Below are 23364 nucleotides of genomic sequence, written 5' to 3'. Positions count from 1 at the left end.
TTCGCGATGTGACGCAGTTCTGCGTAAACCTGCTGACAGATGCGTACAAGCGCGCAGTTCCTATCACGGCGTCGGCGTCGCAAAATGTTGCATGAAACCGGCCCCGAAAAGCCACGTTGACGAAAATCCACTTTGACAATGAAGGACAACACAGACGTGCCCAGCGAGCAGACCGCCGTCACCACGACAGATCATCTCTGGATTCCGCTGCCCGATGGCCGCCGTCTTGCGGCGCGGCTCTGGATGCCGGAGGGGGCTGGCCCGTTTCCGGCGATCCTTGAATATCTGCCCTATCGCAAACGCGACGGCACCGCGCCGCGCGATGCCACCACGCACCCGGTGTTTGCCGCCCATGGCTACGCCTGCCTCCGGGTGGATATCACCGGTTCCGGCGATAGCGACGGTCGGTTCGATGATGAATATTCCGAGCAGGAACTGGCCGATGGCGAAGCGGTTCTGACCTGGATTGCGGCTCAGCCCTGGTCCACCGGACGCGTCGGCATGATCGGCATATCCTGGGGTGGTTTCAACGGCTTGCAGCTCGCCTGGCGCCGTCCGGAGGCGCTGAAGGCGGTGGTCTCGGTTGCCTCTACCGTCGATCGCTATGCCGATGACATCCACTATATGGGCGGCTGCCTGCTGAGCGACAACAAGAATTGGTCGAGCCAGATGTTTGCCTATATGACCCGGCCGCTGGACCCGGATCTGCGCCCGGACTGGCGCGAGGAATGGCTGGGCCGGATCCGGGATCTGCCGTTCATGGGGGCCGACTGGCTGAGCCATCAGACACGGGACGAATTCTGGAAACATGGCTCCGTCTGCGAAGACTGGTCGGCGATCACGGCGCCGGTTCTGGCCATCACCGGCTGGGCGGATGCCTATGTGAACGCCCCGCCTGCGATTGCGGCCAGGCTGACGAACGCACCGGGCAAGGCGTTGATGGGCCCATGGGAGCATCGCTACGGGCATATCTCAAAACTGGAGCCCTCGGATTTCCATGGCGAGGTGCTGCGCTGGTTTGATCAGTACCTGAAGGGCGAGGACAGCGGCGCGGAGGCCTTGCCCGATTATCGCGCCTACATGCAGGAGCATTTCAACCCCACGGCCAAGAACACACCACGCAAGGGACGATGGGTGGCAGAGGCGCAGTGGCCGTCGCCGCATGTACAGGACCTGTGCTTGCCACTGGCGCCCGGCGGCTTTGCTGAAACACCCCAGACTGGTTCAGTCACTGTGGCCAACCCGGCCACGCTGGGGCAGGCGGGGGGATATTTCTGCGCCGGGATGCGGATTGACAATGAGCTGCCCGAGGATCAGCAGGCCGACGATGCGCTGTCCGCCTGTTTCGAGACCGCCCCGCTGACGGCGCCGCTGGAGCTGCTCGGTCGCCCGCGGGTGCGGCTGAGGTTCAGCGTCGACCGCCCCGTGGCTCAGGTCATGGCGCGGCTCTGTGACGTGGCCCCGGGTGGGGTGTCGCAGCGGATCAGCTACCGGGCCCGCAACCTGTGTCATGACGACAGCCACGAGGTGGCGACGCGACTGGAGCCGGGCCGGGTCTATGAGGTGGAGTTTGAGCTGAACGAATGCGCCCATCGATTGGTGGAGGGGCACCGTTTGCGGCTGGCTCTGTCCACCTCCTACTGGCCCATCGTGTGGCCCGCGCCAGAGGCCGCAGAGATCACACTGGCGCTTGAGGGATGCATGCTGGTTCTGCCCGAGCGCAATGTGACCGAAGAGATCGCGCCGATGGCACCGCCCCCGGCACGAGACTACCCGACCATCGGCGGGCGAGACTTCCGCGCGGCCTCCGGCACCTCGGAACGGCGCGTGGAGGCGGATGGCACCCATGTGCTGGAAACCTTTGACGACTACGGTCGGGCGGAAAACTCGGACCATGGTCTGATCGCCGACAGCACTGTGATGATGCGCTATAAAATCCACCCGGACGATCCTTCCTCCGCCACGTTCGAGAGCGATTGGACGTTCGAATTTGCCCGCGGTGACTGGGGGGTCGAGATCGGGACCGAGAACCGCATGACCTGTGACCGGACGCATTTCCACCTGTGGAGACGGGTCACGGCAAAGGAAGGCGGGGCGATTGTGCTGACCCGGGAATGGACCGAATCATTGCTGCGCGGTGTCCTGTGAACGGTCTTGCGACCCTGTTGATTGCGGGGTTTCAAAGGCAAAACAGGTGGTGCCATGGCGGGATTGTGGCACCACACACACCGCTGACACCTCGATGACATGATGCGTGTTCAAAAGCTCACAGCGCGTTAATCAATTGGTGCGAAAATGCTGTCACGCGCCTGTCTGCGTTTGAAATTTCGCGGGGCTGTCCTGCAGATTGGGTCTCGATCAAGCAGGTGGAAAAAGTGAGGGCATGCCCCATGCTACTGTCGGTGGTTGTACCGTGCTACAATGAGGAAGAGGCGATCCCGCTTTTGGTGGACCGCCTTTTGGCGGCAGTTGCGCCCTGGGCGGGGCAGACCGAGATCATCCTGATCGATGACGGATCAACCGATGGCACCTGGGCCGCTCTGGAAGCGGCGCATGCGTCCCATCCCGAGGTGCGTGGCCTGAAGCTTTCGGCCAATCGTGGTCACCAGATTGCCCTGACCGCCGGTCTCGCCGCCGCCGAGGGGCAGCGTGTTTTCATGCTGGACGCCGACCTTCAGGACCCGCCTGAACTGTTGCCGGAGATGATGAGCCTGATGGATACGGGCTATGATGTGGTCTACGGCAAGCGGGCCCAGCGTCAGGGCGAAACCCCGTTCAAGAAGCTGTCGGCCTGGGCCTTCTACCGGTTCCTGAACGCTCTGTCGGATGTGAAAATCCCCAAGGATACCGGTGACTTTCGCCTCGTCAGCCGTCGCGCTCTGGACAGTGTTCTGCAGATGCCGGAGCGCTCGCGGTTTGTCCGTGGCATGTTCGCCTGGGTCGGGTTTCGCCAGATTGGCGTGGAATATCAGCGCGATGCCCGTATGGTCGGGGAAACAAAATACCCGCTGCGGGCGATGCTGAAGCTGGCCACCGATGCGCTCACCGGATTTTCGATCAAACCACTGCGCTTTGCCACCCGTCTGTCATTCTGCACCCTCGGGGTCTCGGCATTGGTGGCGATCTATGTATTTCACTCACTGATCCTGTATCAGACCGCTCCGGGCTGGGCCTCGATGCTGCTGGCGATGTCGTTCTTTTCAGGTATCCAGTTGCTGACGCTGGGGATCATGGGGGAATACATTGGCCGCCTCTATATGGAAATGAAGCAGCGCCCTCTGTTCTTTCTCGATCGGGAGACCGGCGACTACCAAAGTGAGACATTCGCCGACATCGAGGCGGAAACAGGCCGTCGCCGTCAGGCGAGATGAGCGCAATGGCCACCGACGTGCTATCAGATACTGTACCATCCGATACTGTACCATCAGATACCGTGCCGGATCGGCCCCGCACAATGCGAACGGACCGGGATCAGATCCTGCGGTTCTGCGTCGTCGGGACCGGTGTGGCGGGGCTCTATCTCGGGCTGTTCCTGCTGGGGGTGGAGCTTGGGCTGGCCGAAGCTGCGGCCAATATCATCAGTCTCGGCTGTGCCGTCGTGGTGCAGTATATTGCTCAGACGGCCTGGACCTTTCGCCGGCCGCTGGCGGTGCCAGAGCAGATCTTGCGGTTTGCCTGTACCATCGGTTTGGGCTTTGTCGTCTCGACCCTGATTACGGCGCATGTCGGGCCGCATCTGGGCTGGCCTCCGGCGCTTTCCGGGGCCGTCGTCATGCTATGGTTGCCGATCCAGAATTACGTCATGTTCCGGATCTGGGTTTTTGCCGCAGCAGCGAAATGAGGGGCCCGAACCCGATGCACCATCCGGAGGTCGATGAGTGTCGCGTGCCGCCGACGTCCTTTGGCTGCGGCTTTGGGGTGTCTCAATGGACCCCGAATGCGGGCGAAGATCCGATCTCGCAGGTGGCGCACCACCGTGACGGAGGCGCGCGCGGTTTCACCGTCAGTGGTGGACCTTTGCGGTGACCGATGCCCCTCCCGTCATCGGCACCGAAAGAGGGCAGAATCCGCAAAATCTGCCGTGGCGCGATCTGTTGCGTCTGATCCTCCTGTGTTTTGCCGGGATCCTGCTGGCCTCCGCGCCGCAGATCATGGATCCGTTGCTCCGCCACGATGATTTTCAGGCGCTTTTCAACGACGCGCGCGGCTACTATCCCAAAACCCTGAGCGAGGGGCGGTGGCTGAACTACCTCTGGTTGGCGTGGTCGCCAGCCTTGTCGGCCCCAGTCACCTATATCCTTTATCAGGCCTGTTGGGCGATCTACCTCGGTACGCTTGTCCATCTTGCGTTTGGCGCCGGGGATGCGGTCTGGCGCAAGCTCTCCGTGGCGATGATTGCGGGTCTGGCGGCCCCGACTTTGTTGATTTCACTGTGGTTCAACACGTTACTGCCGGGCCTCATGGTTTGCGCGGCCTATGCGCTTCTCTGCGCCACCCTATCCGAGCGCTGGGGCCGCTGGTTGCTTCTTCCCTTCGTGCCCCTGGCCCTGATGGGATACACGATGAACCCGCTCCTGCTTTTGGCGATTTGTCTGACCCGGCGCGACGCACCGCGGTCGGCGTTGCATCTGGCCAAGGTATTGGCGCTGTTTGTAACCAGTTTCGCTTTGGGCATGGGGGTGATCTATACGCTGAACCTTCATTTCCACGGGGTCTTCGGCATTCCGATGGCGGCCTGGCGGACACCGACACCGGCCTATGACATGGCCTCTGCGCTCAGCAATCTGGTGCGGATGGGCGATGTGATGGGCATCGCGGCGCGCGTGGTCGCATATAATTTCATGCCACTGACCTATGGTTTGCTCGGGCTGGGGGGGCTCGCGGTTGTTTGGGTCGGACGGCGAAACCCGTGGGAGGTGATCTATTCGCTGACGGGGATCGGGATCGGGTTGGCCCTGATCGCGGTGCAGGCCGTGAAAAGCGGCGTGGTCATGCCGCCCCGTGTTCTCGGCTTTGCGCTGGTGTTCTATGCGGTTCTGCTGGGGCATGTGTCGCGCAGACTGCCAGAACGGATCGCAAGGGCCATGCTGGCCGGGCTTGCGATGCTGTTTGCAATGTTTTCGATCCTGCAGCACAGGGAAATGGTTCCCTGGCAACACGAAACGCGGGCGATGGCTGAACAGATTGGCACAGGTCCCGAAGCCGTGTTCGTGAGTGGGACCTACCTGTCACTGCCCTCGGTTCTGGGTGCAGGCATTCAGCATGCGCGTGGGTTCCGGCTGCGTCTGCAGTACCTCACGGGGCGGCAGGTGATCCTGTGTGAAGAAACGCCAGCCGCCTGTGAGGTCCTGTCGGCGAGCCTCAAAGGACCAGATCCGGAAACCGGCTGGTCCCTGTCGCGCAGCGCAGCAGGAATAGAGCTGCGTTTGTCAGATGCGGCGCTGCGACCGCCAAAAATCCCAAGCCGTTGATGGCAGGGACGACGACAGAGGTGATGGGGGATGATGGCCGGAAGTATGAGCCCGAGGGGAGCCGCAGATTGGCCTGGTCTCCCCCCACGCATAGCTACAGGCGTCAGGATGCGGGCAACGACCGGGGGTTGAAGCTGCACTGGCTCCCTGCGGCGTCCATGACCTGGCCAAAGCCCGCAGTGGAAAAATCACCGTAGAGCCAGACCTCCCCTTCGGCTGCCCGGTCAACGGCAAACCCCAAGCTGTTTTGCGCCGCCAGCATGCTCGCGACCACTTCCGGCACGATCGAGCTTGTCATCGATGCGCCAAAGGTGAAGGCTTCACCGTTGAAAAAGAACATCTCTTCGCCCATCCAGACCGGCTGATTGTCGACATAGAGGGACACGCTGTCCTGTTCCATGTCCCAGGGCGGATCCACGTCGTTCTCGGTCCATGGCAGATAGATGTAGTCGAACATCGCATCGTAGCCGCCTTCGCCAAAGACGAATTGCAGCAAACCACTGGTATTGGGCGCGGCCTGCAGCGAGAAGACGTGGCAATTGCGGCCGATTTTGACACTCGCCCAGTTCCCGCTTTCGAAATAGCGGTCCCCGGCCTGTGCTAGCGTTGCCGCGAAGATCATGAAGCCAGACAGAATTGAACCGGAGAGACGCGTTTTGGTCCCGGCGATGGATTTCAGCATGAACATGAAACAGTCCTGAGTAAAATTGATAATGCAGCAAGCTAAAGGTGAAATCCTGCCAAATCCTCAACGCGGCGCAGTGTCAATCGGACGTCACGTGGATGGCGAACTGTTCCAGGCCCGCGTCCTGGGGCGCGATGGTGCGGTAACTTTCGCGCACGCCGGCTTCGGTCAGCTCGCGCGCGACGGTCAGAAGGGTGTTGGCCGAATGATCGTCGCACAGATCTGACATCTGCTGTATCTCAGCCTCTGCGACCGGACGGGCCGCGTTGACATCGGGGGCGCCGTAGACTGTCACGAAATGTTGGGCCAGCTGCTCGATCAACGCGCGCCTTTCTTCCGGTTCGATCTGGGTCACGGCGACAAAGGTCACGCGGCCTGCTGTGTCCAGCCCCATCCAGCCATTGGCAAAGGCCTGCCGCTGCTTTCCGACCAGATCACCCTCGGTCCAGTTGGAGAATTCAAAGCCGCCGGAGATGCACCATTCGCCGGTCCGGGCGGGGCTTGCAAAGACGTTCATGTCGCTTTCGTCGAAATGGATGGCACGGGCCAGTTTCATATCGTCTCTCTTTCCTGTCAGTCCCGGACCAAAACGCTGGTCAGAGGGATCAGGTGGGTGGTTTCTCGGTCGCGCAACAGCATTCCGAAATCCTCGTCCACGCCGAGGAAGGTTCCGGTGAGGCCCGCGCGGGTCGTCTCCTCGCCCAGGCCATGGGCCAGACCGCGCCAGTCCGCGTGCAGGGCTTTGTGGTCGCCATCCTCCCACCGGTTGATCCAGTGCAGGCAATGGCGGGTCCAGCTTTCCAGAAGCTGGGGTGCGGCCACATCCGCGCAGCCCTCGGCATAAAGCGCGGTTTGATCCGGCGTCTGGCCGCCGTCGCCTGTCGGCCAGAGCGGCAAGGTCAGGCCGATCACCAGCCAGTCTGGCACGCGCTCCGGGTCATCACCGCTGGCGGCGACGCGCAGGGCCCCGCAGGATGCGCCATTGATCCGCAGGCCTCCGTCCCAGTCCAGATGGACGGCGACCTCGGGGGGGGCCAGCGCACCAAGGGCGTTCTGGAACCCCAAGCCACAGACCGGAAGCATGGCCATGGCTTTGAGCAACGCGACATCCGGCGCCAAAATCAGGGCCGCCCGCAGGGTATCGGCGCCGAGGTCGTAGATCACCAGTCCCGCATCCACGCCCAGCTCGGCCTTCTGGCAGGCGAGATCGAACGGATCGAGGCCCGGACCTGCTGCTTCGCCGGACATCAGCGGCGGAAAGGTGACGTCTCCGGTCATGCCGCGCCTCGCTCCACCAGACCGGCGGCAATGTCCTGAAACGCCTTGGCCTGCGGGCTGTCGGGTTTGGAGACGACGATCGGCGCGCCACCGTCAGCGGCAAGCCGCACATCCAGATGCAGGGGCACTTCGGCCAGCAGCGGCACGTTCATCTTTTGCGCCTCGGCGGCCACGCCACCATGGCCGAAAATATGTTCCTCATAGCCACAACTGGAGCAGATATGCGTCGACATGTTTTCGATCAGGCCAAGGATCGGCACGTTCAGCTTGTTGAACATGTCGATGCCTTTGCGGGCGTCGATCAAGGCGACATCCTGCGGAGTGGAGACCACGATCGCCCCATCCACATGAGCCTTTTGTGCCAGCGTCATCTGCACATCGCCGGTTCCGGGGGGCAGGTCCACGATCAGCACGTCCAGCGCGCCCCATTGTACCTGCATCATCATCTGCTGCAGCGCGCCCATCAGCATCGGCCCGCGCCAGACGACGGCCTGGTCGTCATTGGTCATCAGGCCGATCGACATCATGGTGACGCCGTGGTTGCGCAGGGGCAGGATGGTCTTGCCATCCGGGCTGGCGGGACGGCCGGAGACCCCCAGCATGCGGGGTTGACTGGGGCCATAGACATCGGCGTCCAGCAGACCGACCCGGCGACCGGCCTGGGCCAATGCGCAGGCCAGGTTGGCCGATACTGTGGATTTGCCGACGCCGCCCTTGCCGGACGCGACCGCGATTATGCGGTCCACGCCGGGGATCTTCTGCGGACCGGAGGGGGCGGCGGGCTTCGAGGGTTTCAGGTCCGGCGGAGCCTGGGTGCTATGCGCGGTCATCAAGGCAGACACGGTGCCCACTCCGGCAAGATCCTTGATCAGGGCCTCTGCCTGATCGCGAATGGGGGCGTAGGTCTCGGACCGGGCGGGGTCGATCTCCAGTACGAAGCGGACATTGGCGCCGTCGAGCGTCAGGGCACGGACAATTCCGGCCGCGACGATATCGCTGCCGCTGATGGGGTCGGTGAGGGTCTTGAGGGCGTCGAGAACGGCGTCGCGGGTTATGGACACGCGGGGCTACTCCTTGGTTGGACGGTGAAAGTCAGAGGCGGGTCGGTCCGCGTGACGGAGGTCTTGCAGCTGTCCTAGCATGGGCTGCGGTACATGCGACAGGGACAAGCGGTATGCGAAGCGGGCCGGTCGCGGGCGCGCAGCCTCTGCCTCGACGGCAATGCGGGGCAGGGTATGCGCCCGCGGGCGGGGTGGGCTGCCGCTGGCGGCAGACGCCCGTTGTCGGTGAAGAGATCCGCTCATGCGATGGGCTCATCAGTGGTCGCGACGTTTGCTGAGATAGTCTTCGGTGGTCCGGACCCGTGGGCGATCCGCCCCGGCAAAGGGGGAGTTCTGCTGGTGGAACTGTGCGTTGACACGGCAATCGTCGCACATCTGGATCATCCGGGCCGCATTTGCGTTGGCGAACATGGAGTGTTTGCCGGCCAGTTTTTCGGTGATCTTCTCTACCGTGGATTTGACACCAAAGAGCGCCCCGCATTCGACACAGGCAAAGGGTTCCTCTTCGTGCAGCACCACCTGATCGAGCGCGCTGGCGGCGAGGTTCAGGCGGGGTTCATAGGTGATGGCATCCTCGGGGCAGATATTGGCGCAAAGGCCGCATTGCAGACAGGCATCCTCCTGAAAGCGCAGCTGGGGCAGATCGGGATTGTCCCCCAATGCGCCGGACGGGCAGAGCGACACGCAGGACAGGCACAGGGAGCAGGCGTCCTGATCGACGAGGACCGCACCATAGGGCGCGCCCTCGGGCAAGGGCAGGGGCACGTCCGGGCCGTTCAGCGCCAATGCGGCCTGGCGGGTGATCTGCCGCCGTGTTCCCATGGGGCGCTGCGGGGTCGTGACCGGCGCCGGGCGCGCGCGGGTTTGATAGAGCGCGTCACACAGGGCCTCCGGGTCGGTGATGTCGAGGAGTTCGGCCGCAACGGGAGAGATGGCGTTGGCCAGCCGCACCTCCTGTTCCTGCACTGAAAGGTCGGCCCGAGGCCCCGGCAGAATGGTCACTTCGACAAAGCCCGCGGCCCGCGCCGCGAGGATTTCGGCGTGCCCGAAAGTGTTCAGGGCCTCGACCTCCAGCGGGATCACCGCCGCCGGCAGGCCCCTGTCAAAGCGCGCGGCGAGCCGGATCATCTCGGCCCCATGGGCATCCACCACCAGCAGGCGCGGCGCTTGGCCGCCCGCGTCAAGGAAGGCTTTGGCCAGGGTTTGCACACGTCGGAACAGATCGCTTGCCGGGGGTGCGTCATAGGTGATGGCGCCGGAGGGGCAGAGCGAGGCACAGGAGCCGCAGCCCGCGCAGATCATCGGGTCGATGGTGACGTGATCGCCGGCCGAAGTGATGGCGCCGGTAGGGCAGACGTCCAGACAGCGGTTGCAGCCGGCCTGACTGGCCCGCGAATGGGCGCAAAGAAGAGGCTCTGTCTTCACATAGAGCGGCTTTTCGAAGGTCCCGATGAGCTGGCTGGCGGTGAGGATTGCATCGGCGACGGCGCTCGCGGATTTGGGATCCGGGCGCAGGTAGCCTTCGCGTTTTTCCGGGGCGGGGAACAGGGGGGCCTCGCCGCGCAAATCAAGGAGGATGTCACAGCTGGAGCGGCCACCGTCCCGGGGGCTGTCCCAGGACCAGCTGCGCCCGGTGGTGTCGAGCTGTTGCAGCGCGTCTATCGTCACCTCAAAGTTGCCCAACGCACCGCGCGCGCTGCGCAGGCGCCCTTGCACCGTGTCGAACCCGCGGCCGAGTGGGGGATCTGCCGGCTCTGTCAGCAGCACGGTCACGCTCAGGAGATCCTGCAGCTTTTCAGCGGCGGCCAGCGTGATTTCGGCGGGGCCTACAATGAGGCAGAGGCCTTCGCTGATGACATCGACAGTCTTGGCGGCGGTGCCTTGCATCCGGGATTCGGCGATCAATGCGGACATTTTGGGTAGTATTGCCGCCGGTGTCGCCGCGTCGGCGGACCATCCTGCCCGGTCCCTCAGGTCCAGAAAGGGGGGGGCTTCGACCCCGGTTTCGGCCGCCAGCTCAGCAAAAAGGCGGCTCTCCTGTCCACAACAAAAAATTGTGTCCGGCTGGGCAAGAGCCTGCAGAGCCGCATCGGTTTCGGTGGTGCACAGGGCAGAATGCACCTTTGAGCAGTCAAGGCCGGTGAGGTCGGAAAGCGCCGCCGGGTCGAGCGGTTGCGTCCCGGAACAATCACATAAAATCAGACGTTTGGACATTGTTTCCTCGCTGGCGGTCAGGCTGGCAATCGGCGCCGGTTTCTCGGGTCAGGACCATACCCTAGACATGATTCCCTGCGCTCGTAAACCACTCTGACAGCTGCGGGGACACAGGCGAACGGGTGCAATGGGTCAGGTGATTCGCGCGGTGATCAGCGAAATTGAATGCCTGATAAAAATGCTAGAAATAGACATTTAGTCCTGCGGGTGGGGACATCGGGGGGCAGGCTGTCCAAAATGTCCGGTTGTGCTGAAAATGCGAGCGGTCGGTGAACAGTGTTCTTTCGCATGCGGTCGGGTTTGCGGCAGTCTTGCGGGGCACAAGCAAGGACAGACGATTGGACCAAGCCAACGCAAAGATCGACATGATGCCGCTCGGTATCGTCATGCGTCGCACCGCCGGGGTGACGCCCTGGGCGCGTTGGGCGTGGAAAGCGGTCGCTGTCTTGCCCGGCGCCGCCGCAGCGGATTGGACGCTCCTGCGCGAAGGCGAGGGCGTGTCCGAGTTTCACGCCGCGACCCTGCCGCTGGAATTGCACCGCGCCGATGCGGAGGCCTATATGCAGGGGCTGACCGCGTCGCCGCCCAGCGTCTATGTGGTGATGCGCAGCGGCGCGCTCGACCGCCCCGATCTGACGCTGGTGACGGCCTCGCCATTTGAGGCGCAGGATTACGCCGACACCGGCGAGGACCAGGTCGAGAAAGTGGAAATGCCTGCGGGTCTTGTGGCTTGGGTGCGCGATTTCACCCTGGCCCATTTCAAGGAAGAGGAATTCCGCAAGCGCCGCCGGGACCGCACGCGAACCGATCTGGAGGAGGACGGCGTCGGCGACGCCCGTATTCCGCAGTTGACGGATGTGTACCGGGCTCCGGCAAAAAGCCGGAAGGAGCGTCTGCAATGACCGGCCGGACGTTCTGGGATCGCCGCCGGGCTGCGGTCGAGGCGGAGCAGCAGGCCGAACGCCGCGCATCCATCGAGGCGGAAGCGGCGCTGCGTGAGGCGGAACATGCCGAAAAGGACGATGCGGACATCCTCGCGGAGCTGGACCTGCCAGACCCGGACACGCTTGGGATCGGCGATGATTTCAAGGCCTTCCTGACCGAAGCGGTTCCTGCGCGCATCAAGACGCGCGCCTTGCGCAGGTTGTGGACGACCAATCCGGTGCTCGCAAATGTCGATGGCCTGCTGGATTATGGCGAGGATTTTACCGATGCCGCGATGGCGGTGGAGAATATCCAGACCGCCTATCAGGTGGGCAAGGGGATGACGGCGCATGTCGAGGAGCTGGCCCGTCAGGCGGAGGAAGAGGCTGAGCGGACCGAGGCGCTGTCTCGGTGCGCAGAAAAGATCGACGACGCGCCCGGCGAAACGGAGCTGGAGGCCGCCGACAACGCTGCTGACGGAGAGGCGCCCGGGTCCGAGGATCCGTCGGCCGAGACGGCGCAGATTGCGGGCCCTGATCCGGTGCCTTCGGCAGCTGTTTCAGCCAGCGATGAAAATCCAGACACAGATGAAAATGCAGACACACGGCGGGCTGCCGGTTGCGAAATCGAAGAGGACGCGTTGCTGGCGGCGGTGCCGCGCAGGATGCGGTTCGTCTTTGGTGGCGCTGGAGAAACCGCATGACAGAGGACAACAGAATGACAGACGCAGCGCTGGCCGTGCCACCCGTGAGCGAAGAAGACCGCCTGCGCGCGGACCTCTACAACTATATCGGCCTGATGCTGGCGGCGGCTCCGGATCAGATGCTGTTGGATCAGACCGCAGCGCTTTCGGGCGACGACTCGCCGCTGGGGCAGGGGGTCACACAGCTGGCGCGGGTGGCCAAACGCACCAAACCGGCGGCGGCCGAGCGTGAGTTCAACGCATTGTTCATCGGCCTGGGCCGGGGCGAGCTGTTGCCCTATGCCAGCTACTATCTGACTGGGTTCCTGAACGAAAAACCGCTGGCGGCGCTGCGCAATGACATGACGGCCCGAGGCCTGAGCAGAGCGGACAATGTGTTCGAACCCGAAGACAATATCGCCTCGCTGATGGAGATGATGGGCGCATTGATTGTTGGCCGGTTCGGCACGCCCGCGCATCTGGATGATCAGAAAACGTTTTTCAACAAGCACATAGGCCCATGGGCCGGGCATTTCTTTTCCGACCTCGAAGGCGCGAAGAACTCTGTTCTTTATGCGTCGCTCGGGACTGTCGGTCGTGCCTTCATGGAGATCGAGGCCGACGCATTCCGGATGGGGAGCTGAGGGCCACGGAGACTTTCGGCGCACGGGGTGATCGCGTGCAGGGTGGGGCGGACCGGCTGCCCCGTACAGGAACCGGAAATATCGGTTCCGATAACGCAATGAGGAGGAGACCTGATATGGCACAAAAAGAGGATGGCGCCAGTCGCCGTGACTTTCTGAAGCTGGCGGCAACCACGACGCCCGTAGCGGCAGTGGCCCTGGCGACCACAGGAGGCGAAGCCGAGGCTGCAGCTCCTGATCCGACATCTGACAAGATGCAGGATACCGCGCATACCCGCGCCTACTACGACAGCACCCGGTTCTGAGCCAAGGATCCGGTTGTTTCTCATGCCTTTGCCGACTGGTTGCGTGACGCCCGACTGAGCAAAGGATTTCGTCAAACCCAGCGCGTTTCCAATGTTGGAAATAAGCAAGGGAGGTAGAATATGCTTAGGAAAAAGACCAACGGGGTTGCGCGACGCCCCCAGCGGACAAGTATCCTGTCCAAGGTCGGTGAAACATCCGTCGACCGCCGCGCATTCCTGCGCGGGTCAGGCCTCGCCATTGGCGGGCTTGCAGCGATCAGCGCCACCGGCGGTACGGTGACGCAGGCCAATGCGGCCGTCTCCGCGACCGGATCGGTCGAAACCATCAAATCCGTTTGCACCCATTGCTCGGTCGGTTGCACCGTCGTGGCCGAGGTGCAAAATGGCGTCTGGGTCGGGCAGGAGCCCGGTTGGGACAGCCCCTTCAACCTCGGTTCGCATTGCGCCAAGGGGGCCTCGGTGCGCGAACACGCCCATGGCGAGCGTCGCCTGAAGTACCCGATGAAGAAAGAGGGCGGCGAGTGGAAGCGCATTTCCTGGGAGCAGGCGATCGACGAGATCGGCGACGGCATGATGCAGATCCGCGAAGAAAGCGGACCTGACAGCGTCTATTGGCTCGGCTCGGCCAAGCACAACAACGAGCAGGCCTATCTGTTCCGCAAGTTCGCAGCCTATTGGGGCACGAACAACGTGGATCACCAGGCCCGGATCTGTCACTCGACCACGGTTGCAGGTGTTGCCAACACCTGGGGCTATGGGGCGATGACCAATTCGTACAATGACATCCACAACTCCAAGGCGATCTTTATTATCGGCGGCAACCCGGCAGAGGCGCATCCCGTTTCGCTGCTGCATGTGCTGAAGGCCAAGGAGCAGAACAACGCGCCGCTGATCGTCTGCGATCCGCGCTTTACCCGGACGGCGGCCCATGCGGACGAATATGTGCGCTTTCGCCCCGGTTCGGACGTGGCACTGGTCTGGGGCATCCTGTGGCATATCTTCGAGAACGGCTGGGAGGACAAGGAGTTCATCCGGACCCGTGTCTGGGGCATGGATCAGATCCGTGACGAAGTGGCCAAGTGGACGCCTGAAGAAGTTGAACGTGTCACCGGAACGCCCGGCAGTCAGCTGAAGCGAGTGGCCCGGACCCTTGCCAACAACCGTCCTGGTACCGTGATCTGGTGTATGGGCGGCACGCAGCACACCAACGGCAACAACAACACCCGCGCCTACTGTATCCTGCAGCTCGCATTGGGCAACATGGGCACCGAAGGCGGCGGCACCAATATCTTCCGCGGCCACGACAACGTGCAGGGCGCGACGGATCTTGGCGTTCTCAGCCACACTTTGCCCGGCTACTATGGTCTGTCAGCAGGCGCATGGGGCCACTGGGGCCGCGTCTGGGGCGAGGATATGGACTGGCTCAAGGCGCAGTTCCAGACCGTGAAGGGCGCTGACGGCAAAGACAAGAACCTGATGCAGGAAACCGGGATCCCGGTCAGCCGCTGGATCGATGGCGTGTTGGAAGATGCGGAAAACATGGACCAGCCGAACAAGGTCCGGGCCATGGTTCTTTGGGGCCATGCGCCCAATTCCCAGACCCGGATGCCGGAGATGAAAACGGCAATGGAACAGCTCGACATGCTTGTCGTGGTCGATCCATATCCGACGGTGTCAGCTGTGCTGCACGACCGCACCGATGGCGTGTATCTGCTGCCGGCTGCGACGCAGTTCGAAACCCGCGGTTCGGTCACCGCCTCCAACCGGTCGATCCAATGGCGCGACAAGGTCGTCGATCCGCTGTTCGAGAGCCTGCCTGATCACGTGATCATTGCGAAGTTCGCGAACAAGTTCGGCTGGGGGGATCGTCTCTTCCGCAATATCGAGATGGAAGACGCCGAGACGCCGAACATCGAAAGCATCACCCGCGAGTTCAACTCCGGTATGTGGACGGTCGGCTACACGGGCCAGAGCCCGGAGCGGATCAAACTGCATATGGCGAACCAGCACACGTTTGACCGCACCACGCTTCGGGCGCTGGGCGGCCCGGCGGACGGCGACTACTACGGTATGCCGTGGCCCTGCTGGGGAACGGCAGAGATGAAGCACCCGGGGACGCCGAACCTCTATGACATGTCCAAACCCGTGGCCGAAGGCGGATTGTGTTTCCGTGCCCGGTTCGGGGTTGAACGTGACGGCGATAATCTGCTGGCAGAGGGCGTGTCCAACCCCGGTGCCGAGATCCAGGATGGCTATCCCGAATTCACCATGCAGATGCTGGTGGATCTGGGTTGGGACAAGGATCTCACAGATGAAGAACGCACCATTATCGCAAGCGTTGCAGGCATCCAGCTCAACGGCATGGGCGAAGGCATCACCAGCGGTGACGGAACCCAGGGCAATGGTGAAGAGGTGGGCGAGCAATCAATGTCTCCGTTCCCCTCCGATTTCAACGCCAAGAGCGCGTCTGTGAACTGGAAGACCGACCTCTCGGGCGGTATTCAGCGGGTTGCGATCAAACACGGCTGCGCCCCCTTCGGCAATGCCAAGGCCCGTGCGGTGGTCTGGACCTTCCCGGATCCGATCCCGCTGCACCGTGAACCGCTCTACTCCAACCGGAGGGATCTGGTGGCGGATTATCCGACCTATGAGGACCGGAAATTCTACCGTCTGCCCACCATGTACGCCTCGATCCAAAAGAACGATGTGTCCAAGGAGTATCCGATCATCCTGACCTCCGGCCGTCTGGTCGAATACGAGGGGGGCGGTGACGAAACCCGCTCCAACCCATGGCTGGCCGAGTTGCAGCAGGACATGTTCATCGAGATCAACCCCCGAGATGCCAATGATATTGGCGTGCGTGACGGGGCGCAGGTCTGGGTCGAAGGTCCCGAAGGCGGCAAGGTCAAGGTCATGGCGATGGTCACGGAGCGGGTGGGATCGGGCGTTGCCTTCATGCCCTTCCACTTTGGCGGTCATTTCCAGGGCGAGGACCAGCGGTCCAAATACCCGGACGGAGCGGACCCCTATGTTCTGGGCGAAAGCACCAATACGGCCCAGACCTATGGCTATGACTCGGTCACCCAAATGCAGGAGACCAAGGCCACTCTCTGCAAAATCATGCCAGCGTAAGGAGACGGATTTATGGCACGAGCTAAATTCCTGTGCGACGCCGAACGCTGCATCGAATGCAACGCCTGCGTCACCGCCTGTAAGAACGAGCACGAGGTGCCCTGGGGCATCAACCGCCGTCGGGTGGTTACCATCAATGACGGCAAACCCGGCGAACGGTCGATTTCGGTCGCCTGCATGCATTGCTCTGATGCGCCCTGCATGGCGGTTTGCCCGGTGGACTGTTTCTACCAGTCCGAAGAAGGGGTGGTTCTGCACTCCAAGGACCTCTGCATCGGTTGTGGCTACTGTTTCTACGCCTGCCCCTTTGGCGCGCCTCAGTATCCGCAGGCGGGCAACTTCGGCTCTCGCGGCAAGATGGACAAATGTACCTTCTGCGCCGGTGGCCCGGAGGAGAACAACTCTCAGGCGGAGTTCCAGAAATACGGCCGCAACCGGATCGCCGAGGGCAAACTGCCGATCTGTGCCGAGATGTGCTCGACCAAGGCGCTTCTGGCAGGGGACGGCGACGTGGTCTCGGCTGTCTACCGCGAACGTGTGGTGGCCCGTGGCTTCGGCTCCGGCGCCTGGGGGTGGGGGACCGCCTATGATCAGAAGGGTGGCTGACGCCCCTGACTGAGCAAATTGGCAATCCGGATCGGGGCGGCCCGCCAGTTGGCGGGCCCCTCCGGATCACGGAACAACAGATTTTCAAATCCGGCTTCCGAAGCGGAGCCCGGGGGGAGTATGCCCATGCCGCGCCTGATATTTGCGATTTTTCTGAACCTGGCCCTGATGTGCGGCCTCTCGGCCCAAGCACAGGACGCCGCCCCCGACGCGCCGGACCGAAGCGCCACAGGCGGTGCCCAGACACTCGAAGACATCATGGCGCGCCAGCGGGGCGAGGCCGTCGAAGACAGTTTCCGCAGTACCGCTACCGGAAATCCGGAGGGCGCCGCAGGGATTGATCAGCAGCTGGGCACGCTGGGCGGGGTCTCCGACCCGGAGATCTGGCGCGCGCTACGCTACAATTCCGCCGATATCCGCGTATCGGCCGGCGGCGAGGTGGCGACGGTTCTGGTGCAGGACGGCGGCATGAGCTGGCTGGCGTTTCGCGCAGGCCCGTTGCGGACATACGGCGGCTGGCTGCTTCTGGGCACGATTGCGGTTCTCGCGGTATTCTTTCTGGTCCGCGGACGCATCCGCATTGACGCCGAAAAAACAGGCCGCACCGTCACGCGGTTCGAGTTCGTTGAAAGAATGGCGCATTGGACGCTTGCGGGCTCCTTCATCCTGCTTGGCGTGACCGGCTTGCTCACTCTTTTTGGCCGGGTGGCGATCCTGCCGTATCTGGGCAAGGACGTGAACTCATTGCTGTTGATCGGGTCGAAATGGATCCACAACTCGGTCTCCTGGGCCTTCATGCTGGCACTGGCCACCGTGTTTTTCATGTGGGTGGCCCACAATATTCCCAACAGGACGGATCTGGTCTGGCTGAAGCAGTTCGGTGGCATCATCGGCAAGAAACACCCACCGGCCAAGAAATTCAACGCCGGTCAAAAGGTCATCTTCTGGTCGGTCATCCTGTTCGGCGCCTCGATTTCGATCTCGGGTCTTTCGCTTCTGTTTCCGTTTGAGCTGCCGCTGTTTGCCAAGACCTTCGGCATTCTGAACGATCTCGGAGCGCCCCAGTTGTTGGGCTATGATGCGTTGCCCACCAGCCTCGCGCCGCAGGAGGAAATGCAGCTGGCGCAATTGTGGCATGCCATCGTCGCCTTCGTCCTGATGGCGATCATCATCGCCCATATCTATATCGGCACGCTTGGCATGGAGGGCGCCTATGATGCGATGGGCTCCGGCGAGGTGGACGAGGCCTGGGCACATCAGCACCACTCGATCTGGCTTGAGGAGGTGCAGGAGAAGGACCGCACCTCGGCAGGCAAGGCGGGCGCGACACCGGCGGAGTAGCGTGGATGAAAGCGCTCGTGCTGGCCCTGTCCCTGTCTGCCACACTTGCGATGGGCGACGAGGACGGGGAGTTTCTGACGCTGAAGGGGCATGGCGGGCCGGTGATGGCGATCTCGGTCGATCGCGATGGTCGGGTTGCAAGCGGCAGTTTCGATAATGCCGTTGCCCTCTGGCAGAACGGCAGCCCGACGTGGCTGGAGGCGCATGATGCGGCGGTGACCGCTGTGACCCTCGGGGCAGATGGCGATCTGTTCAGTGCCGGGGATGATTTCGTGATTTATCGCTGGTCCGTGCATGGCGCGACGGAGATTGGCCGCCACGCAGGCAAGATCCGGGCCTTGCATGTCTCAGACGACGGGCGCTGGCTGGCCTCTGCCGGATGGGACGGCCGGATCGGGATATGGCCACTGGGGCCATTGGCGACAGGAACGCCGCATATGATCGAGGTCGGCTCTGGCGTCAACGATGTGCAGTTCGGCCCGGCAGGGCAGCTTATTGCGGCGACCGCGACCGGCGAAATTCTCGTGTACGAGGACCCGCACGCGCCCGCGCGGGAGTTGGTACGGCAGGGGTTCGGCATCAACCGGCTGCTGATCTCGGAGCAGGGCTGGCTGGTCTACGGGGCGGTGGACGGTGTCACCCGGGCCATCGATGCCGAAACGGGCGCGGCAATTGCGGATTTCACCCTTGACCGACGGCCAATTCTGGCTTTGGCGCACCACCCGGCCTCCGGTCAGATCGCAGTCGGAGACGGTCAGGGCTATATCATGCTGATCGATACGCAGACCTGGCGCATTGCCCGCGATTTCCGTGCGATGCGCGAGGGACCGGTTTGGGCGCTTGCCTTTGCTCCGGATGGGGGCCGCATCTGGGCCGGGGGGATCCATGATCTGGTCTACGGATGGCCGGTGGCCTTGATGGATCAGTTTGACGCGGTTGATGCAGCCCCCCGGAGCTTCCTGCAGGATCCCGAGACCATGACGAACGGAGAGCGTCAGTTCATGCGCAAATGCTCCATCTGTCACGCCCTCAGCGACACCGGCGCCCGCAAGGCGGGCCCGCATCTGGCGGATCTCTTCGGCCGCCGGGCCGGCAGTCTGACCGGGTATCGCTATTCTGATACGCTGACGGGTTCGGAGATCGTCTGGACCGCCCAAACCATTGATGCGCTTTTCGATCTTGGCCCCGACCACTATATTCCGGGGTCCAAGATGCCGATGCAGCGGATCACGGCCTCCGCAGACCGGCAGGATCTGATAGACTACTTGAAAATCGCGACCAACACTCAGGAGGACAACTGATATGAAAGCCATGCTGGCAGGGTTTGCTCTGATTGCTCTTATCGCTGTAGGGGCCGATCTTACGCTCGATGGGGTAGGGTTTTCGGCTCAGGATCGTAATTCCGGTACAGCCGTGCGCTTGAATTGATGGCGCATCGACGATGAACGTCACAGTCATTCGCGACGAATACTCCGAATCCCTGTCGTCCGCGTCGATCCTCGTGATCGATGACGAACCGGGGATGCGCAACTTCATGACCAAAATTCTGGCGCCGCGGTGCAAGCGGGTTGAACAGGCCGCCTCTGCCAGTGAAGCGTCGGACATTCTGGACAAAGCGCATTTTGATCTGATCGTTCTGGACAATATCATGCCCGGCAAAACCGGCTTGGACTGGGTCGCGGAGCAGCGGCGGGTCGGGCTGTTTGCCGACACGATCCTGGTAACGGCCTACGCGGATCTGGACACGGCGATCCAGGCCCTGCGGATCGGGATCGCCGATTTCGTGCTGAAGCCATTTCGCGCCAACCAGATCCTCAATGCTGTCGCACGGGCGCTCGACCGAAAATATCTGCGGCGTGAAAACTACCTGTTGAAACACGCCTTGTCGGCGGAACACACCGGAGCGCGCGGTCGGCTGCTGGGTAAGTCTGCCGCCATCGTGAAGGCGCGCGATATGTTGAAGCGGTTGGCTCCGTTGCCGACTCCGGTGCTGTTTACCGGGGCCTCCGGAACGGGCAAGGAAATCGCCGCGCGGACGTTGCATTCTCTGTCTGACCGGGCCGACAAGCCGTTTGTGGCCGTCAATTGCGCCAGCCTGTCTGCTGGGCGACTGGCGGAAGAGCTGTTTGGCGTCATCGATGCCCAGGACCGGCGGCGCGATGGTCTGTTCCTGCACGCCGATGGCGGCACGCTGTTTCTTGATGAAGTGGCGCAAATGCCGGAACAGGTGCAGGCCGCGCTGTTGCGGGTCCTGGAAGATCAGAAGGTGCGACCGGTCGGGGCCGAACGTGACATCCCGCTGAATCTTCGGTTTCTGTTTGCCACCAACGCAGATCTGCCACAGGCGGTGGAGGAGGGCCGGTTTCGGGCGGATCTCTATCACCGGATCAATGTGGTCAATATCGAGATGCCATCTCTGAAGGCCCGGATCGAGGACATAGTCGAGCTGGCATCGCTGTTCATGGAACAGTTCTCCCTGAGCCTCGGAATGCCTGCGCTGACGCTGGACGAGGAGACATTGCTCAAATTCTCCCGCTATGACTGGCCCGGCAATGTCCGCGAGTTGCGCAATCTGATAGAGCGTTCGGTGATCCTCGGCGCCTTTCCCGAGGCGTTTGCGGGAACGGGCTCGGTCACCGGGGTGGCCGCCGTCGACAACCTCGATATGGTGATGCAGCGCCACATCATGCATGTGCTGGATGAGAGTGACGGGAACCGGGCAGAGGCGGCGCGGCGGTTGGGGATCTCGCGCAAGACGATTGACAGGAAATGCGCAAGCTGGGGCGTCTGACGCTGGCGGAGCCTCCACGCGCGCCGCGTTCCTGCCTGTTGCCTAGATGATCCGGACCTGCGCCGCTTCGAAGTCCTGGTCGGCGGTGGCCATGGGCAACCAGATCAGGAACTCCGCGCCTCTGGCACGCCGGTTGCGCACGGTGATGCGGCCGCCTGCGCGCTGGATCAGGGTCTGGCTGATCGACAGGCCAAGCCCGGTGCCTTCGCCGCGTTTGGTGGTGAAGAACGGATCAAAGATCTTGTCGATCCGGTCCGCAGGAATACCCGCCCCCGTGTCGGCAATCCGAAGAGCCGCGCCCGGGCGGCCGTTGCGATCCTCGGCACAGAGGGAAATCGCGAGCGTGCCGTGCCCGTCCATGGCCTGACTGGCGTTGATCATGATGTTGATGATCACCTGTTGCAGCTCACCCGGGTCAATTCGCGTCAGCGGGGCCGGGTCGAGCTGGGTCAGGACGCGGATTTCCTGCTTTGATATGACGTGGTCAACCAGAACCAGACAGTCCTGCACGACGGCGGCCATGTCGACGCTCTCGGCGAAGGTGCCAAATTCCGAAGGGCGGGCGAACTGGAGCAGCTTGCCGACAATGGCGCCGATCCGCATGACCTGATTGTCGATCAAATCCAGCTCGGTTTTGACCGGGTCTGCCTGCGCTCCGAGCGTCATGCGCATCACATCCACATTGCCCTGGATGACGGCAACGGGATTGTTGATCTCATGCGCGACGCCGGCCGTGATTTCGCCGATCGAGGCGAGCTTTTCGCTCATAACAAGCTGGCGGAAGGTTTCTTCCAGCTTGGCATTGGCAATTTTCAGCTCGCTGGTGCGTTCCTCGACGCGGGCATTCAGCTCGCCCGCCCAATTGCGCAGCCGCCGGTCCCGCTCCTGTACCTGATCCAGGAGCGTGTCGAGATGGGTCGCGACCTGCCCGATTTCGTCGCTGCGCCCGCTGGTGCCGTTGCGGGCGGTCAGGTCGCCACGTTTGACCCGCCCCATGGTGCGGGTCATCTGCTCGAGCGGTGCGAATATGCCTTTGGCCAGCCACAGGAACAGCGGAATCGACAGCGCGATCACCAGTACAAAGGCGCCAAAAACGGTCCAGTAGGCGGCGCGTTTCGCGGATTGATAGGGGGCCTCGAGGAAGCCGACATAGAGCATCCCGACCCGTTTGCCGAAACTGTCGGTCAGGGGCAGATAGCCGGAGATATACCAGTCATTGACGACGAAAGCGCGGTCGAGCCAGGTTGTGCCCTCTGTCAGAACGGCTCCGCGCACCGCAGCAGACACCCGTGTGCCCAGGGCCCGCACGTCCTCAAAGAGACGTACGTTGGTTGATACGCGGGTGTCCTCGAGAAAGAGGGTGGCAGTGCCCTGCCGGCTGACATCGGACTGCCCGTGCAGATAGACCAATGCGTTGATGGTATCGATGAAGTCGAGGTTGCGGTTCAACAGCAGCCCTCCCACCAAGACGCCGTTGGCGCGCGGCCCGCGAAGGGGGGCTGCGGTGTGAACGACCATGCCGCGATCCTCGACCGTGCGGTCGGCGGGGGCTGCGGCCTCGGTGTCGATCAGATCGATGCGGGCCCGGGCCGCCAGTTCCGGAGAACGGCTCTGCAGGTCCTCGGATGACAGGATATCTATTTCAGAGGACATGAAACCGGCCGCAGCAGAATGGATGACAGGCCATTTTGCTTTCGCTTGGGTCAGGGCGTCGCCTTGCAGGAGGTAGAGGAAATCCAGATCGAGCGCTTCTTGCTGCTCGGTCAGAAACCTGTCGAGTATTGTGGCGTCGGCCTCCAGGAGGTCGGCGAGACGTGCGGAATCCGCCAGCCCCTGAAGGGTGCGGGCGGAGTTGCTTTGGAGCTGGCCCAGGTATTGTTCGGCAATCCGAAGGTCGCTTTCCACGTTTGCGATCAGAACCTTGTCGTAATCGCTGTTCCAGCGGGCCATCGCCAGAACCATCAGGAGCGGCATCAGGACGATGAGGGGCAGGAGCGCGAGGATCAACAAGCGCAGGCGGACGGATTTAAACAACAGCTGGCTCTCCCTCCCGCTGACGGGTCACGGGCACCTGGTCAGACCGGATCACTGTGACCCGAAGCGCGGCTGTGTGCAAGGCGCCGGAGGATGCGAGCAGTGGGCCAGCTCTGTTGTATTTGGTCGGGGCGACTGCACTCAAAAGGCGGAGGGCGGCATACTCAAACCTGTTTGCATGTGCAAGGACGGAATA

At 62.6% G+C, this 23364-nt stretch carries 21 protein-coding genes; 15 read left to right on the top strand and 6 right to left on the bottom strand.

The window, feature by feature from the left end; genetic code table 11:
- The first annotated feature begins 156 nt into the window (after window positions 1-156).
- The 5 genes from FGE21_RS07540 (at window position 157) to FGE21_RS07520 (ending at window position 5471) form a co-directional block, all read left to right on the top strand.
- On the top strand, window positions 157-2148 hold the full coding sequence (locus FGE21_RS07540; RefSeq protein ID WP_255731421.1) for a CocE/NonD family hydrolase: 1992 nt from the start codon (window positions 157-159) through the stop codon (window positions 2146-2148).
- Window positions 2149-2390: 242 nt separating this feature from the next.
- Complete coding sequence (locus FGE21_RS07535) at window positions 2391-3371, top strand: glycosyltransferase family 2 protein (RefSeq protein WP_139662685.1); 981 nt, start codon at window positions 2391-2393, stop codon at window positions 3369-3371.
- A 5-nt stretch (window positions 3372-3376) separates the two neighbouring features.
- Entirely contained in the window at window positions 3377-3841 is a 465-nt protein-coding gene (locus FGE21_RS07530; protein ID WP_255731420.1) for a GtrA family protein, read from the top strand.
- Window positions 3838-4026: a hypothetical protein gene (locus FGE21_RS07525; RefSeq protein ID WP_139662684.1), complete on the top strand. Its 189-nt coding sequence runs from the start codon at window positions 3838-3840 to the stop codon at window positions 4024-4026. The genes FGE21_RS07530 and FGE21_RS07525 overlap by 4 nt, the downstream gene beginning before the upstream one ends.
- On the top strand, window positions 4023-5471 hold the full coding sequence (locus tag FGE21_RS07520; protein WP_139662683.1) for a hypothetical protein: 1449 nt from the start codon (window positions 4023-4025) through the stop codon (window positions 5469-5471). The genes FGE21_RS07525 and FGE21_RS07520 overlap by 4 nt, the downstream gene beginning before the upstream one ends.
- A gap of 103 nt (window positions 5472-5574) precedes the next feature.
- Here the strand turns inward: FGE21_RS07520 and FGE21_RS07515 are convergent, their stop codons facing one another.
- The 5 genes from FGE21_RS07515 to FGE21_RS07495 form a co-directional block, all read right to left on the bottom strand.
- Complete coding sequence (locus FGE21_RS07515) at window positions 5575-6159, bottom strand: hypothetical protein (protein WP_255731419.1); 585 nt, start codon at window positions 6157-6159, stop codon at window positions 5575-5577.
- A gap of 76 nt (window positions 6160-6235) precedes the next feature.
- Window positions 6236-6712, bottom strand: coding sequence for a DUF6505 family protein (locus FGE21_RS07510; protein WP_139662682.1), 477 nt, complete (start codon window positions 6710-6712; stop codon window positions 6236-6238).
- 17 nt (window positions 6713-6729) lie between these two features.
- A complete protein-coding gene (locus FGE21_RS07505) occupies window positions 6730-7434 on the bottom strand; it encodes a biotin/lipoate--protein ligase family protein (protein ID WP_139662681.1) in 705 nt (234 codons plus the stop codon).
- Complete coding sequence (locus tag FGE21_RS07500) at window positions 7431-8495, bottom strand: Mrp/NBP35 family ATP-binding protein (RefSeq protein WP_139662680.1); 1065 nt, start codon at window positions 8493-8495, stop codon at window positions 7431-7433. The genes FGE21_RS07505 and FGE21_RS07500 overlap by 4 nt, the downstream gene beginning before the upstream one ends.
- A gap of 255 nt (window positions 8496-8750) precedes the next feature.
- Window positions 8751-10709, bottom strand: a complete 1959-nt coding sequence (locus FGE21_RS07495; protein ID WP_139662679.1) for a 4Fe-4S binding protein — start codon at window positions 10707-10709, stop codon at window positions 8751-8753.
- Window positions 10710-11047: 338 nt separating this feature from the next.
- On the opposite strand from FGE21_RS07495, the gene FGE21_RS07490 reads away from it, so the two are divergent.
- The 10 genes from FGE21_RS07490 (at window position 11048) to FGE21_RS07450 (ending at window position 21134) form a co-directional block, all read left to right on the top strand.
- Window positions 11048-11611, top strand: a complete 564-nt coding sequence (locus tag FGE21_RS07490; protein WP_255731418.1) for a DUF3305 domain-containing protein — start codon at window positions 11048-11050, stop codon at window positions 11609-11611.
- A complete protein-coding gene (locus FGE21_RS07485) occupies window positions 11608-12336 on the top strand; it encodes a DUF3306 domain-containing protein (protein ID WP_139662678.1) in 729 nt (242 codons plus the stop codon). The genes FGE21_RS07490 and FGE21_RS07485 overlap by 4 nt, the downstream gene beginning before the upstream one ends.
- Window positions 12337-12350: 14 nt before the next feature.
- Complete coding sequence (locus FGE21_RS07480; RefSeq protein WP_139662677.1) at window positions 12351-12959, top strand: molecular chaperone; 609 nt, start codon at window positions 12351-12353, stop codon at window positions 12957-12959.
- Window positions 12960-13075: 116 nt separating this feature from the next.
- Window positions 13076-13264 (top strand): twin-arginine translocation signal domain-containing protein, encoded by a 189-nt coding sequence (locus tag FGE21_RS07475; protein WP_139662676.1) that lies wholly within the window; start codon window positions 13076-13078, stop codon window positions 13262-13264.
- 120 nt (window positions 13265-13384) lie between these two features.
- Window positions 13385-16396, top strand: coding sequence for a formate dehydrogenase subunit alpha (locus FGE21_RS07470; protein WP_139662675.1), 3012 nt, complete (start codon window positions 13385-13387; stop codon window positions 16394-16396).
- 12 nt (window positions 16397-16408) lie between these two features.
- Window positions 16409-17002: a formate dehydrogenase FDH3 subunit beta gene (gene fdh3B / locus FGE21_RS07465; protein ID WP_139662674.1), complete on the top strand. Its 594-nt coding sequence runs from the start codon at window positions 16409-16411 to the stop codon at window positions 17000-17002.
- Window positions 17003-17128: 126 nt separating this feature from the next.
- On the top strand, window positions 17129-18343 hold the full coding sequence (locus FGE21_RS07460) for a formate dehydrogenase subunit gamma (protein ID WP_139662673.1): 1215 nt from the start codon (window positions 17129-17131) through the stop codon (window positions 18341-18343).
- A 5-nt stretch (window positions 18344-18348) separates the two neighbouring features.
- Window positions 18349-19644 (top strand): c-type cytochrome, encoded by a 1296-nt coding sequence (locus FGE21_RS07455; RefSeq protein WP_139662672.1) that lies wholly within the window; start codon window positions 18349-18351, stop codon window positions 19642-19644.
- Between the two features lies 1 nt (window position 19645).
- Complete coding sequence (locus FGE21_RS20340) at window positions 19646-19771, top strand: hypothetical protein (protein WP_255731417.1); 126 nt, start codon at window positions 19646-19648, stop codon at window positions 19769-19771.
- A gap of 13 nt (window positions 19772-19784) precedes the next feature.
- The gene (locus FGE21_RS07450; RefSeq protein ID WP_139662671.1) at window positions 19785-21134 is read left to right on the top strand and encodes a sigma-54 dependent transcriptional regulator; all 1350 of its coding nucleotides are present in this window, start codon (window positions 19785-19787) and stop codon (window positions 21132-21134) included.
- A 42-nt stretch (window positions 21135-21176) separates the two neighbouring features.
- On the opposite strand, the gene FGE21_RS07445 is transcribed toward FGE21_RS07450, so the two are convergent.
- Entirely contained in the window at window positions 21177-23108 is a 1932-nt protein-coding gene (locus tag FGE21_RS07445) for a cache domain-containing protein (protein WP_139662768.1), read from the bottom strand.
- Window positions 23109-23364: the final 256 nt, after the last annotated feature.

The organism is Phaeobacter sp. B1627, assembly GCF_006265095.1.
Classification (GTDB): Bacteria; Pseudomonadota; Alphaproteobacteria; order Rhodobacterales; family Rhodobacteraceae; genus Epibacterium.
This window is presented reverse-complemented; position numbering and strand designations above follow the sequence as displayed.